Raw genomic sequence first — 14,246 nt, forward strand, 5'->3', positions numbered from 1 at the left:
GATGAACAGGGAAGAGCTTTTACAGCAGTTAGAAGAGAAAATCCGTTTCATCTACGGCTCGGATTACAAACCAGAATATGTCGAACAGATCGAATCACTTTTGAAAAAGTGGGAAGGACAGGACTGGCCAGAAGCTGAAAAGCCATCGGAAGAGACAGTCTATCTGATCACGTACGGCGACAGCATTTATGAAGAAGGAAAGCCGACACTCGAGACGCTCCATGGGTTTTTAAAAGAAAAGGCGAAAGGCATCATCAGCGATGTCCATCTGCTCCCGATGTTCCCGTACACGTCTGATGACGGTTTTTCTGTGACCGATTACCGTGAAATCAACCCGAAGCTGGGAGACTGGTCTGAAATCGAAGGGATGTCAAAGGACTTCCGATTGATGTTCGATTTCGTCGCGAACCACATTTCGCAATCAAGCCGCTGGTTCCAGGGATATCTGCAGGAGGATCCGAACTACAAGGAGTATTTTGTGCCGCACGATCCAGATTTCGACGCTTCGCAAGTCGTGCGACCGCGGACGTCACCGCTTTTCCATGAGTACGAAGGGAAAAACGGGACGAAAACGGCGTGGACGACGTTCAGTAAAGACCAGGTTGATGTGAATGTGGCGCACTTTCCAGTTCTCGTCGACTTGACGGATATCCTTTTGATGTATGCGCATAGGGGCGGGACAAGCATTCGGCTCGACGCGATCGGGTTCCTCTGGAAGGAGTCGGGTACTTCCTGTATCCATTTGCCACAAACACACGCAATCATCCAGATGTGGAACTTGATTCTGGAGTATTTCAAGCCGAACACGCAGATCATCACTGAGACGAATGTGCCGCATAAGGAGAACATCAGTTATTTCGGTGACGGCAAGAACGAAGCGAACATGGTTTATCAGTTTTCACTGCCGCCGCTTGTGCTTCATGCCTTGACGACGCACAACGGAAAAACGTTGACGGAGTGGGCGAAAACGATCGGGAAGGTGTCTGACAAAGCGACGTACTTCAACTTCCTGGCGAGTCACGACGGCATCGGTATGCGTCCGACGGAAGGCATTTTAAGTGAAGATGAGAAACAGATGCTCGTTGACAAGGTTGTTGAGAACGGCGGGAAGGTTTCTTACAAGTCCAATCCGGACGGCACCCAGTCGGTCTATGAGCTGAACATCAATTATGCGGATGCGCTCGTGAACAAAGACGAAGACGTGTCTGAAGAACAGCAGATCCAGAAGACGCTTGCTGCACACTCGATCCTGCTTTCGGTGATCGGTGTCCCGGCAATCTACTACCACTCGCTGTTCGGATCCCGAAATGACTATGAAGGTCTTGAAGCTTCGGGCATCAATCGCCGAATCAACCGAGAAAAACTTGAAGTCAACCAGCTGAAGGACGAGCTCGAGACAAGTCCACGACGCTCGCAGATTTTTAACAAGATGTCTGAAATGATCCAGGTGCGGAAAAAGGAAAAAGCCTTCTCGCCGTATGCAGAGCAGGAAGTTCTGGATCTTGGCGAGGAAGTATTCGCACTGAAACGTACGGGTGATGGTGACAGCGTCTATTTTGTCGTGAACCTGAACAATGAGGAAACGACTCTTGATGCAGGCGTTCGCGGAACCGATCTGTTGAGCGGAGAAACAGTTGACGGAAGCCTGAAGCTAGGAGCTTATGAATTCGTGTGGATAAAAGAATAAATTTAGAGACAGCTACCCTTGAGGGGTGGCTGTTTTTAATGTGAATCTGGGTCAAATTCGGACAACATAAGCTTCCCAAATCCCTTGGTAGCTGTTTTGATCACTTCATGAAGCATTCATGAGCATACCAAATCGGCTGTTTCTTATTTTGATCACCCCATGAAGCGTTCATGAGCATACCAAATCGGCTGTTTCTTATTTTGATCACTTCATGAAGTGTTTATGAGCATACCAAATCGGCTGTTTCCCGTTTTGATCACTTCATGAAGCGTTCATGAGCACACCAAATCGGCTGTTTCTTAATTTATCACTTCATGAAGCGTTCATGAGCATACCAAATCGGCTGTTTCCCATTTTAGTCACCTCATGAAGCTATCACACCTGGTCCAACTTCGGACAGGAGAATGTAAACGAACTGAATACCAGCTTTGAGGATTAATACATATCTCGGTTTTTAAGAAAAATCGAAGGTATTGCCATGAAGCAGAATAAAGTGAAGAAACTATGGAGAACAATAATTGAGGTTTAAAAGAGTTGAAATTTTAACGAAGACTTATTCCAGTATATTACAATTTTGCAACTCAAACAAATATTATGAGAGTTTTTGCGTTGTATGCTACTGTTATTATAGAACTATTTTTTTACGGACTTCTTTAAGGATGTGTACATAATGGCAGAAGAAATCCAAGATAACGGCCGGACCGTGCACCCGATCATGGTGCCGACCAGTTCAGATCTAGGCTCATTCAATTTTTACCTGGTAGAAGAAGAGGGAAGCCTGTCGCTGATTGACGCAGGAATCAATACCGGGAAATGCTGGGAAGCTTTCCACGAATCCATCCGTTGCAAGGATTTTTCCTTTGAGGATTTGGACCGGATCATCATCACGCATAATCATGAGGACCATATCGGGTTGGTCGATCGTATCGTGGCTGAGCGGAATATTCCGGTGTATGTTCCTGAAAAGGCTATTCATCGTTTAAAAAGAGACAAAGACTTTTTCCGCATGAGGATTGAGTTTTTTGCGCGTTTATATAAGGAGATGGGATGCGGCGAGGCTGGAGAGAAACAAATCCAAAAGTTAGATGATGCCTTTGAGAATCATGGAAAAAAGAGGATCCAAGCTGAGTTGACGCCTATTGGGAATGAGACGATTGCTGGGCTGGAGCCGATTCCGACTCCAGGACATTCACCTGACCATATGGTTTTCCTGGATCGGGAGCGGGAATGGCTGTTTGGCGGAGATCTCTTGATTGATCACATTTCTAGTAACGCCCTTGTCGAGCCAGACCGTGAAGGGAATCGCATAAAGACAGTGCTGGAACTGGAAAAGTCTTTGAAGGAATTACGCGAATTCAACATTCAGGTTGTTTTTCCCGGTCACGGGGAACTGATCGAGAACCCAAAAGATCTGATCGAAATCAGGCTGGACGGAATAAAAAGAAAAGCGGACAAGGTGCTGGACCATGTGAAAAATGGAGTCGAGACAGCGAGCGAACTCGGCCAAACGATGTACCGCAGCAAGTACGTAAGCCAATTCTCCCTCGTCATGTCAGAAGTCATCGGGCATCTGGATTATCTTGAAGCTCATGAGAAGGTGACGAAAGAAACGAAAGATGGAGTCTGGCATTACAAAGAGGCTTGATTAATATCTTTAAAACGTGAGAATGAACTTAAAAACCTAATATACGTAGTTCAAAAAAATATGAAAACAGAAGGATTAAAAACCTTCTGTTTTTTTACGTGGGAATAGGGATTTTCAATCACTGCCTTTATCGAAAAAAAGTTATGAAAATACAGAAAACTATTGCAATTTAAAAAATGGTCTGCTATTCTTCTTTTTAGAAACCGATTTCCAAAACCGATTTCCTAAAGCGCTTTCAAGAATAAGGATTAGAATTGAGGTAATTTGTTATGAAAGTAACCATTGCGGATGTAGCTAAAAAAGCAGGTGTCTCTAAATCGACCGTGTCAAGGATTCTTAACGGAAACTATGAACAGAATACCGTAGACACAGTTAATAAGGTTTTGAACGTCATTAAGGAACTTGATTACAGACCCAATGCCTTAGCAAAAAGTCTGAAATCAATGAAAACCAATGTTATTGGGATAGTACTCTCCAATTTGAAAAACCCTTTTTGGGTTAACGTGCTGGAAGGTGTGGAAGATACTTGCCGAAAACATGGTTTCAACTTGATGATCTGTAACTCGAATGAAGAGGCTGAATTGGAAGAAGAACATATACGGTCATTCCAAATGAAACAAGTCGATGGAATGATTATCAACCCCACTCTTAAAAACCTTACAATTTACCAAAAGTTGATTAAAAATGAGTTTCCTTTAGTATCAATTAACCGTAAATTGAGTGGTTTAAATATCGATACTGTGACGATGAATAACATTGAAGGGGCAAAATTGGCGGTGGAGCATTTAATTGGGTTAGGAAATCGAAAAATCGCCATTATTGTTTATCCACCGGATGACATAAGCCCTAGAATAGAGAGGATTGAAGGGTATAAAAAAGGATTACAGGAAAATGGTATTGATTTCGATCCTTCAATGATTAGAATCGTGGAAGAAAGAAAAGGCGAAGTAAAAAAACAAGTACGTGATCTTTTATCAGGTCATGATAAACCTGATGCTATATTCTCTACTAACAACATTATGACATTGGAAGTACTTGAGGGGATCAAGGATCTGCAATTAAATGTTCCAGAAGATCTCTCAGTTATTGGGTATGACGAAACTGTCTGGTCAAAGCATTTGAAACCAGCGCTAACTACCGTGTACCAGCCCGCTTATGATATGGGAGAGCTTGCTGCAAAAAAGTTGATTCAAAGGATAAATAAAAAAGGTTCAGAGATGGAAACGCTTACGCTCGAACCTAGATTAATAGTCAGGGATTCTTGTGGGGCAGGAAAGGAGAGAATATCAACATGAGTAATATAGGTTTTAGAGTTCTTCCAAGAACAAAAAAGGTAGATCAATCGATTATTGAAGGATTTAAAAATGCCGTTACCCCTCATGTGAGTGACAATTTAAACAGGATGTTCGCTGCAGGAACAACGCTACGGCCCTATCACAATAGCGGAAAGTTAGTTGGTACGGCAATCACAGTTAAAACACGACCTGGTGACAATTTAATGGTCCATAAGGCCATTGATATCGCAGAACCGGGAGACGTTCTCGTTGTTGATGCAGGAGGGGATACGACTAATGCAATCGTTGGTGAAATTATGCTTAAAATCGCCAAGAAGAAAGGGATTACAGGTTTCATAATTGATGGCGCCATCCGTGATTCAGGTGCGTTTAAAAACGGGGAGTTCCCGGTTTATGCAAAGGGAGTTACCCATAGGGGACCATACAAGGATGGACCCGGAGAAATCAATGTTCCAATAACTTTAGGAGAAATGATTGTCCAGCCGGGAGATCTCCTGCTTGGTGATGAAGATGGATTAGTCGTCATCCCTCAGGAATCAGCTGAGGAAATACTTGGAAAAGTGAAAGCCCAAGAAAGGAAAGAGCTGGATATATTTAAGACTATCGAGGACGACAGCATAGACAGGGGATGGATAAATGAAACCTTAAAGCAAAAGGGGTGTGAGTTTTAATGGGGCTCTCCACGAGATATGACTGGGAGAAACTCCAACAATTCTGTGCTTCCATTTTTACGAAGGCAGGGGTGGACAAGGAAGTTTCTTCAGTAGTTGCTGATTCATTGATCCAAGCTGATCTCAGGGGTGTCGACTCACACGGTGTTGTAAGAACGTCAATCTATTTGAAAAGAATTGAACAAAATATGATTGAACCAGACGCTGAAGTGAAGGTTGAACAAGAGAGTGACGCAACGGCGCTAATTAATGGAAATAATCATTTTGGATCGGTTGTCGGTACAAAGGCACTTGAAATAACCTTAGCTAAGGCGAAAGAAAAGGGCGCAGCAATCGTAGGCGTCAAAGGATCGAATCACTTTGGAACAGGTGCCTATTATGCCCTTAAGGCGATTGAGCAAGATATGATTCTTCTCGTAGTGTCTAACGCTTCCCAAACGATGCCCCCGACAGGAGGAATCCGTCCCTTTTTAGGTACAAATCCTCTTGCAGTCGGCGTGCCTTCTGGTAAAGAAGTGCCTTTTATATTAGATATGGCTACCAGTGTTGTGGCCAGAGGTAAAATCATCGTTGCATCTCAAAAAGGAGAAGATATTCCGGAAGGTTGGGCGGTTGATAAAGATGGTCGGCCTACTACAGATGCTGAAGAAGCACTAGAAGGTTCTGTTTTACCTTTAGGAGGTCCAAAAGGTTATGCGATATCAATGTTCATCGATATTTTAGCAGGAGTCCTTACAGGTGCAGGATTCGGAAGATATGTAAACAACATGTATGAAAATTGGGAGCAACCACAAAACGTGGGACATTTCTTCATCGCAGTTGATATCAATCGATTCATGCCGATTGAAACATTCAAGGAGCGAATGGATCTATACATTCAGGATATAAAGGCTGAGCCAAGGGCAGAAGGTGTGCAAGAAATATTGATTCCAGGAGAAATCGAAAGCCGTCGTATGGCTGAAAGAAAGAGAAAAGGAATTGACCTACCGCTAAAAGTAGTTAATGAGTTAAATGAAATTGGGGAACGATATGGGCTGAATTTATCGGATGCTACGTTTCATGCTGAAAATAATAACGAGGAGGCATGCCATCATGTTAACCAGTAAAAATTTCCGCTATGAAATTCCTACTATTATTGAATTTGGAAGCGGATACATCAATACTCTTCCACAACATGTAGAACAACTCGGAGGAACCAAGCCTTTGATAATTGGAGATCCAGGTGTATTGCAAGCTGGTATTGTACGAAAAGTGGAGCAACCTTTGGAAGGGTCAGGTTTCAGTTATGTAACTTTTACAGATGTAGGGACAGAGGCCACCATTGAATCAGTAGACAATGCTGTTGAACTTGCCAAAAAATCTGCCTGTGATTTAGTCATTGGGGTTGGAGGCGGAAGTGCTCTGGATACAGCAAAATCAGTCGGTTTAATGCTGAAAAACGCTGGAAACATAAGGGATTATGTTGGTTTAGATAAGATTCCGAGTCCTGGTATACCCGTGATTGCGGTTCCGACTACAGCGGGAACCGGTAGTGAGATTACTAGATTTTCAGTTTTGTCTGATAAAGAAGCCAAAGCAAAATTGAGTGTTGGCAGCATGTATAACTGCCCTACTTTAGCATTATGTGATCCTGATTTGACAGTCACTCTCCCACCTCATATCACTGCAGCTACTGGTATGGATGCCCTGACACATGCACTTGAATCTTATGTGAATAAAGTGACCCAGCCGATATCAGAAGGTTTATCGATCCAATCTATGAAATTAGTTGCAAAGAGTTTGAAGTTAGCGGTCGTGCAAGGTGAAAATACTGAGGCGAGAGCTGACATGTTATTAGCAAGCACACTTGCTGCTATGGCATTCAATTCAACACGTTTAGGATTAGCCCATGCTCTTGCAATACCACTCGGTGCCCATTTTAAGATTCCACACGGTGTAGTGAATGCCATTCTACTTCCAGAAGTCATGCAATTCAATTTGATTGGAAATGTTGATAAATTCATAGAAATTGCGAGGATTTTTGGTGAGAAAACAGACCAACTTACTAAACGGGAAGCAGCTGAAATGGCCGTAGTAGCAGTTCGACGCTTAAAAGGGGATGTGGGGATCACCCAGACACTCTCTGACTATGGTGTAGAAGAACAGGACCTGGATTTAATAGTGGAAGAAGCAATGCAATCTGGTAATGTACCAGTCAATCCAGTAAAACCTAGTTTAGAAGATTTAAAAAACATTTGTAGAGCTGTAATGGCCCCGCAAAAAGAAAAAGTTTTGAATTGAAAGGGAGTGAATTCAAATGTCTACTATGACAAAAACGAGCTTACTAGAATGGCTCGAACAAAATGAGCCAGTAACGTATGGTAATTTCATTAATGGTAAGTGGGAGCTCAGCAGCAGCGGGCAAACCTTTTCAATTTCCAACGCAGGGAATAACAAACAGTTGCTTGCCTCCTTCCAGGATTCAGTCGAAAAGGACGTAGATTTGGCGGTTAAAGCAGCAAATCAAGCTTTCCAAAGTTGGTCAAAAGTTCCGGGGCCGGAGCGAGGGGCAATTCTCTATCGATTTGCGGACCTTTTGGAGGAGAATGTCGATGAACTGGCATATATGCTCTCAGCAGAGCAAGGAAAGGCACTTGGAGAATCAAAAGGTGAAGTATTCCGTGCAGCAAAAGAAACACGTTTTTCAGCAGGGGAAGCATTCCGTGCAGAAGGAAAAACTCTTCCTGCAGAAAGACAAAATGTATGGAATTCGACTGTTCGTAAACCAGTTGGAGTCATTGCGGCAATTGGACCATGGAACTTTCCAGTCGTAACCCCAGTCAGAAAAATCGTACCTGCATTAGCCTATGGATGTACAGTGGTATTCAAGCCTGCCTCCGTAACTCCATGGACAACAGTTCGTTTGATGGAGCTATTTGCAGAAGCAGGGGTGCCGGAAGGTGTTGTCAATCTTGTGGTTGGAAGCGGATCAAAAGTAGGTGATCCCCTTGTCAAACATCCGCTTGTGAAAGGAGTCAGTTTTACAGGGTCTACAAAACTTGGGATACGTATAAATGAAATTGCTGCTCGGAACCTTACAAAAACCCAGTTGGAGTTAGGTGGGAAAAACCCAGCTGTCGTATTGGATTACGAGAATGTTGAAGAAGTTGCTAAGCAAATCACGGGAGCAGCATTTGCATGTACTGGTCAACGTTGTACTGCCATAAGCAGAGTGATTGTGGTTGAAGAGAAAAAAGCAGAGCTGACAGAGGCACTTTTGAAAGAAATGAAAAAGATCAAGATCGGCCCTGCTTGGGAAGATGAAGTTACGATGGGTCCGCTCGTCAACCGAGAACAATTGAATACCGTCCAAAAATACTTGGAGATTGGAAAACAAGAAGGGGCAAGGCTTCTATATGGTGGAGATATCTTGACCGAAGCCAAGTACCAGAAAGGCTCCTATATGGTACCAGCTCTATTTGATCAGGTTACTCCTGAGATGAGGATAGCAAAGGAAGAAATTTTTGGTCCTGTTCTAAGTATCCTCACGGTGGAAACGCAAGAAAAAGCTTTTGAAGTAGCTAATAATGTTGAATTTGGACTTGCGGCATCTATTTTTACCAAGGATGTTTCTGCTGCCTATAAGTTCGCGGATGTTGTCGAATCTGGAATGGTACATGTAAACCACGGGACGGCAAGCGCTGCCCATCTTCCTTTCGGAGGAACAAAACAATCCGGATCCGGGGCATTTTCCATCGGTAGTTCAAACATAGATTTTTTTACCGAACTAAAAGCCGTTTACTTTCAATATTAATAGTTGGTCAATAAATTACTTAAAGGGATAGGGAGGCTTTAAGAATGAATAAATGGATTAAGAAGGTTTTAATGGTCACATTAGTCATTGGGTTGATTACTGGATGTTCTTCGGGTGATACATCTGGTGGGGAGGGTGACAAGACTATCCTGAAGCTAGGACATGTTTGGCCGAAAAGTGAAATCCATGCACAGGCTGCTGAAAAATTCGCTGCCGAAGTTGAAGAACTTACTGATGGCGAGGTAAAAGTTGAAATTTATGGCGATGGCACACTTGGTGACGATAAAGACTTGTTGGAAGGATTGAAAGTTGGTTCAGCTGACATTTGGGTTGGTGGAGCTGGCGTTTTATCAGGCTCTTCAGACACAGCTAAAATCTTTACTGTCCCATTCATGTTTGAAGATCAGGAACATTTTGAAAACGTATACAACGGTGAAGTTGGACAAGAGATCTCAGATAAGATTAATGAAGAATCCGGATATAAGGTAGTTTCGTATTGGACTCGTGGACCACGCTGGTTAACCGTCGATAAAGAAGTGAATACCCCAGAAGATCTTAAGGGAATGAAGATCCGTGTACCAGATAGTCCTGTATTCGTAAACTCTTGGAAGAAATTAGGGGCATCGCCGACGCCAATGGATTTCGGCGAGGTGTTTACATCCCTGCAACAAGGAGTAATCAATGGACAAGAAAATCCTCTATCGTTGATTTACAATTCAAAGTTTAATGAGGTTGTGGATTACCTGGTGAAAACAGAACACGTACGTGAACCAATTGCTGTAGTGGTCAGTGACCAAAAATTCCAATCATTGAGTAAAGAACATCAAGAAGCATTATTAGAAGCAGCAAATGGACAAGGGAAAGAATTTGCGAATGATGAAGTACTTAGCGGCGAGGAAGAATACTTGCAAAAACTCCAGGATGAAGGCATGACGTTGATCGAACCAGACATTAAAGCATTCCAAAGCAAATTGGATGGCTTTGTAGAAGAGCAATTCCCTGAAATTCAAGAAGTCTATGAAAAAATCCGAGAATCTAAATAAAGGAAAATGTGGGGGAGCTGCCAACCCCCACTCACCTATTTTTTATGAGGCTTATATATATTTTCAAAAGATGATATGTATGAGCCTGATAGAAAATAGTAACGAATTTACACTCTAAAGGAGGATCATCAGGATGAGAGGTTTTATAAGCTTAGTAGATAAAATGAACAAGTTGGCTTTCAATTTTCTTGCAATCTTATTCGGATTGATTGCTGTGCTGACGATATACCAAGTATTTGCACGATATGTTTTAGACAGTCCTTTAGTCTGGTCAGAAGAGTTGGTCAGGTACTCCATGATATGGATCGTGTTGTTAGGGACAGGGGTTGCTCTACGGAAAGGCCTATTGATTTCAGTAGAAGTCGTACTTTATATCGTACCGTCCTTTATTAAAAAGATCATGCAATGCATCATCATTTTGATGAATGTGGTTTATATGTATTTGCTGATAAAATACGGTATGGATTTGATGAATACGCTGCAAGGACAAACCACCGGAGCGCTTGAACTACCTGTATCATGGCTCTATGCTGCGCTTCCAATTGGTGGCTTTTACGCTCTAATAAACTGTGTTGTTGTTTTGATCGAGTTATTCATTGGTCAGGAGAAGGAGGAAGAGCAGCATGGTAGCACCATTATTCATTAGTTTATTTCTTTTCTTTTTCATCGGTTTTCCAGTCGCTTTTGCGATGGGTTTATCATCAATGATAGCGATGTCTAATTCAGGGATCGAATTACAAGTTGCGGTTCAAAGGATTTTTGCCACTCTAGACTCATTTCCTCTAATGGCGATCCCATTTTTTATACTGGCGGGAAGTATAATGGAATACAGTGGCATTTCACAAAGGCTGATTGATTTTGCGAATTCATTGGTAGGAAAAATGACAGGCGGGCTCGCAATGGTAACAGTGGTTACTGCGATGTTCTTTTCTGCCATTTCTGGTTCAAGCGCAGCCACTGTAGCGGCAGTGGGCAGTATCTTGATTCCAGCTATGGTGAAAAGGGGCTTTCCACGTCCGTTTTCTACGTCCGTCCAAGCGGTTTCAGGGGAACTAGGAGTAATTATCCCACCTTCCATACCGATGATCATTTTTGCATTGACGGCAGGAGTATCGGTTTCCATCGGTGATTTATTCATGGCAGGGGTGGGACCTGGTATCTTAATAGCAGCTTCATTGATGCTGACGATCTATATTATCAGTAAGGTGAAAGGTTACGGTGACTTGAAGCTTGATCCAGATTCTGCGGAAACGAAACGAGAAAACGAATTGATGAGCACTAAAGGGCGACTTAAAGCATTTAAAAACGCTTTTCTGCCACTTTTAATGCCTGTCATTATATTAGGGGGAATTTACGGTGGTATATTCACCCCGACAGAGGCGGCAGCAGTAGCAGTAGCTTATGCATTTCTTTTAGGGTTATTCATCTATCGTTCATTGAATCTATCCAATCTGATGGAAGTTTTACGGAATTCTGTCTTATCTACTGCAATCATCATGTTCATTATTGGAAATGCAGGTTTATTCGGTTGGGTTTTGACAGCCCAAAGAGTACCTGATCTTGCGGCTGAATGGTTCCTTTCCATCTCTGAAAATCCATTTGTGTTCTTAATCATGGTGAACATCCTTCTGTTGGTTGTCGGTATGTTTTTGGAAACAGGTGCAGCAATCGTCATTATGGCTCCTATATTGACACCAGTAGCATTTGAATTCGGAGTGGACCCTATTCATTTCGGGATTATCATGATTGTGAATCTCGCAGTAGGAATGCTGACACCTCCAATAGGGGTAAACTTGTTTGTTTCATCTCAGATAGCTGGGATAAGGATAGAGCAGATCCTGAAACCGTTGATCCCGTTTTATATTGTTTTACTGATCGATATAATTTTGATTTCTTATCTACCTCAAATTTCGTTATGGTTTCCTGCTGTTTTGAAATAATCGATGAAGAGGAGGGAAAAATTTTGAAGGTTGTCATAGCACCAGATTCATTCAAGGGTTCTGTATCAGCAAAGGAAGTATGTGCAGCTATCAGAAAAGGAGTGGAACGTGTATTTCCTGATTCGGAAGTCATTGAACTGCCGCTTGCTGACGGTGGAGAAGGTACGATGGAAAATATGGTGTATTCATCTAATGGAACTGTCAACAACATAGAGGTTTTCGATCCGCTAGGAAGGAAAATCTACGCAGGCTACGGTGTATTGGGCGATGATGAGACCGCTGTGGTTGAAATGGCTCAGGCTTCAGGATTACCGTTATTGCACAACGAAGAAAGAGATCCATTGCATACAACTAGTTACGGGACCGGAGAATTGATTAAACATGCATTGGATTCAGGCTACAGAAAGTTCATCATAGGCCTGGGAGGAAGTGCGACAAATGACGGTGGAATGGGAATGCTGAAGGCACTCGGATTTGAATTTTTCAATTCGCAGAAGGAAGCCTTGCCTGAAGGCGGAAAGGCATTAAAGGATCTGGCCATTGTGGATGAAAGTAATATGGATAAGCGTATTCACGAGGCATCATTTATAATTGCGAGCGATGTAACGAATCCGCTTTGTGGTGATCAAGGAGCATCCGCAATTTTTGGTCCTCAAAAAGGGGCTACTCCAGCTATGGTCAAGGAACTTGATGAAGCTTTGGATCATTTTGCTGAAGTAGTCTATAAACAAAAGAATGGGGACATGCGATTGATGGAAGGTGGAGGTGCTGCTGGGGGGATGGGAGCGGCATTGTTGACTTTCTTAGGTGCTGAATTCAGGTCTGGAATACAGGTGGTAATGGAATCCATACAGTTTGAAAAATTGATTGAAGAAGTTGATTTGGTTATCACAGGGGAAGGTAGACTCGATCATCAAACCCTTTCTGGAAAAGTGATTGCTGGGGTATCCAAATCTGCTGAGAAGTTGAAGGTGCCTGTCATTGGGTTATGTGGCGGGATGATGATCGATACGGAGATCATGGATAAATTGAATCTAGTCTCAGCATTCTCCATAGCTCCTGGCCCCTGTTCTCTGGAAGAAGCAATGGAAAATGCTGAAGAATGGATCATACAAAGAACTGAAACATTCATGCGAGTTATCAAGCATTACCAATTCCAACAGCAATACACAAAGGAGGCTGCCACATGAAACCTACCATTTACATCACGAGAAAAATAGATGACCAGATCGTAGAAAAAATAAGAGAAACTTGTGAAATCGAGATGTGGCCGGAAGAAGATACACCGGTTCCCCGAAGTGTTCTTGAGGAGAAAATCCAGAAAATCGATGGCCTGTTCTGTTTACTGACGGAAACGATCGATAAAACCCTATTAGAAAAAGCAGAAAACTTGAAAGTAGTCAGTAACCTGGCTGTCGGTTATAACAATATCGATATCCAATCGGCAAAAGAAAAAGGGATCACGGTGACGAACACACCTGGAGTCTTAACTGAAACGACAGCAGATCTGACATTTGCATTGATGATGGCCACTGCCAGGAGGTTGGTTGAGGGATCTTCTTATCTAAGGGCTGGCGAGTGGAAAACATGGTCACCGATGCAATTGACAGGTCATGATATATATGGAGCGAACTTAGGGATTATCGGAATGGGACGGATTGGAGAAGCATTAGCCAAACGTGCATTAGGTTTCGATATGAATGTCGTCTATCATAACCGGTCTCGAAAACAAGAGGCGGAGGAAAAGTATAGTATTACTTATGTAAGTATGGATCAGTTATTGAAAGAATCTGATTTTGTTTGTGTACTCACCCCATATACCAAGGAAACCCATGACCTCATAGGGGAAAAAGAACTTTCCCTTATGAAAGAGACAGCCATCTTGATAAACACAGCGCGTGGAGGGATCGTGAATGAAGAGGCGTTGTATAATACATTGAAAGATAACAAGATTTGGGCGGCAGGTCTCGACGTTTTTGAAGAAGAACCCGTTCCCCTCGATCACCCGCTCCTTACCCTTCCAAATGTGGTCACTCTACCGCATATCGGAAGCGCCAGTATCAAAACAAGATTGAAGATGGCAAACGTCGCAGCTGATAACCTGATCAAATCATTGAAAAATGAAAGACCCGAATACGTAGTCGTTTAACCCAAATAACGCCCATTTTTAAC

Annotated in this window: 12 protein-coding genes; all 12 read left to right on the forward strand. The window is 42.7% G+C overall.

Translation table 11 applies throughout. The features are described from left to right. Window position 1: 1 nt before the first annotated feature. The 12 genes from N8M93_RS10325 (at window position 2) to N8M93_RS10380 (ending at window position 14,223) form a co-directional block, all read left to right on the forward strand. Entirely contained in the window at window positions 2–1,687 is a 1,686-nt protein-coding gene (locus N8M93_RS10325) for an alpha-amylase family glycosyl hydrolase (RefSeq protein WP_261131591.1), read from the forward strand. Window positions 1,688–2,357: 670 nt separating this feature from the next. Then, entirely contained in the window at window positions 2,358–3,332 is a 975-nt protein-coding gene (locus N8M93_RS10330) for an MBL fold metallo-hydrolase (RefSeq protein WP_261131593.1), read from the forward strand. Between the two features lie 269 nt (window positions 3,333–3,601). Then, complete coding sequence (locus tag N8M93_RS10335) at window positions 3,602–4,627, forward strand: LacI family DNA-binding transcriptional regulator (protein ID WP_261131595.1); 1,026 nt, start codon at window positions 3,602–3,604, stop codon at window positions 4,625–4,627. Continuing rightward, on the forward strand, window positions 4,624–5,298 hold the full coding sequence (locus N8M93_RS10340; protein WP_261131597.1) for an RraA family protein: 675 nt from the start codon (window positions 4,624–4,626) through the stop codon (window positions 5,296–5,298). The genes N8M93_RS10335 and N8M93_RS10340 overlap by 4 nt, the downstream gene beginning before the upstream one ends. Continuing rightward, window positions 5,298–6,404, forward strand: a complete 1,107-nt coding sequence (locus tag N8M93_RS10345) for an Ldh family oxidoreductase (RefSeq protein ID WP_261131598.1) — start codon at window positions 5,298–5,300, stop codon at window positions 6,402–6,404. Before N8M93_RS10340 ends, N8M93_RS10345 begins: the two co-directional genes overlap by 1 nt. Further along, window positions 6,391–7,578 carry an iron-containing alcohol dehydrogenase gene (locus tag N8M93_RS10350; RefSeq protein WP_261131600.1) on the forward strand — a complete coding sequence of 396 codons (1,188 nt, stop codon included), beginning with the start codon at window positions 6,391–6,393 and terminating at the stop codon, window positions 7,576–7,578. The genes N8M93_RS10345 and N8M93_RS10350 overlap by 14 nt, the downstream gene beginning before the upstream one ends. Window positions 7,579–7,594: 16 nt before the next feature. Next, complete coding sequence (locus tag N8M93_RS10355; protein WP_261131601.1) at window positions 7,595–9,091, forward strand: aldehyde dehydrogenase; 1,497 nt, start codon at window positions 7,595–7,597, stop codon at window positions 9,089–9,091. A gap of 44 nt (window positions 9,092–9,135) precedes the next feature. Beyond that, window positions 9,136–10,134, forward strand: coding sequence for a TRAP transporter substrate-binding protein (locus tag N8M93_RS10360; RefSeq protein ID WP_261131602.1), 999 nt, complete (start codon window positions 9,136–9,138; stop codon window positions 10,132–10,134). Between the two features lie 133 nt (window positions 10,135–10,267). Next, window positions 10,268–10,780: a TRAP transporter small permease gene (locus tag N8M93_RS10365; protein WP_261131603.1), complete on the forward strand. Its 513-nt coding sequence runs from the start codon at window positions 10,268–10,270 to the stop codon at window positions 10,778–10,780. Further along, the gene (locus N8M93_RS10370) at window positions 10,758–12,074 is read left to right on the forward strand and encodes a TRAP transporter large permease (RefSeq protein ID WP_261131605.1); all 1,317 of its coding nucleotides are present in this window, start codon (window positions 10,758–10,760) and stop codon (window positions 12,072–12,074) included. The genes N8M93_RS10365 and N8M93_RS10370 overlap by 23 nt, the downstream gene beginning before the upstream one ends. A 23-nt stretch (window positions 12,075–12,097) precedes the next feature. Next, the gene (locus N8M93_RS10375; RefSeq protein ID WP_261131607.1) at window positions 12,098–13,264 is read left to right on the forward strand and encodes a glycerate kinase; all 1,167 of its coding nucleotides are present in this window, start codon (window positions 12,098–12,100) and stop codon (window positions 13,262–13,264) included. Beyond that, window positions 13,261–14,223, forward strand: coding sequence for a D-glycerate dehydrogenase (locus N8M93_RS10380; RefSeq protein WP_261131609.1), 963 nt, complete (start codon window positions 13,261–13,263; stop codon window positions 14,221–14,223). Before N8M93_RS10375 ends, N8M93_RS10380 begins: the two co-directional genes overlap by 4 nt. Window positions 14,224–14,246: the final 23 nt, after the last annotated feature.

The organism is Bacillus sp. Marseille-Q3570 (genome assembly GCF_946151055.1).
Lineage (GTDB): Bacteria > Bacillota > Bacilli > Bacillales > Fictibacillaceae > Pseudalkalibacillus.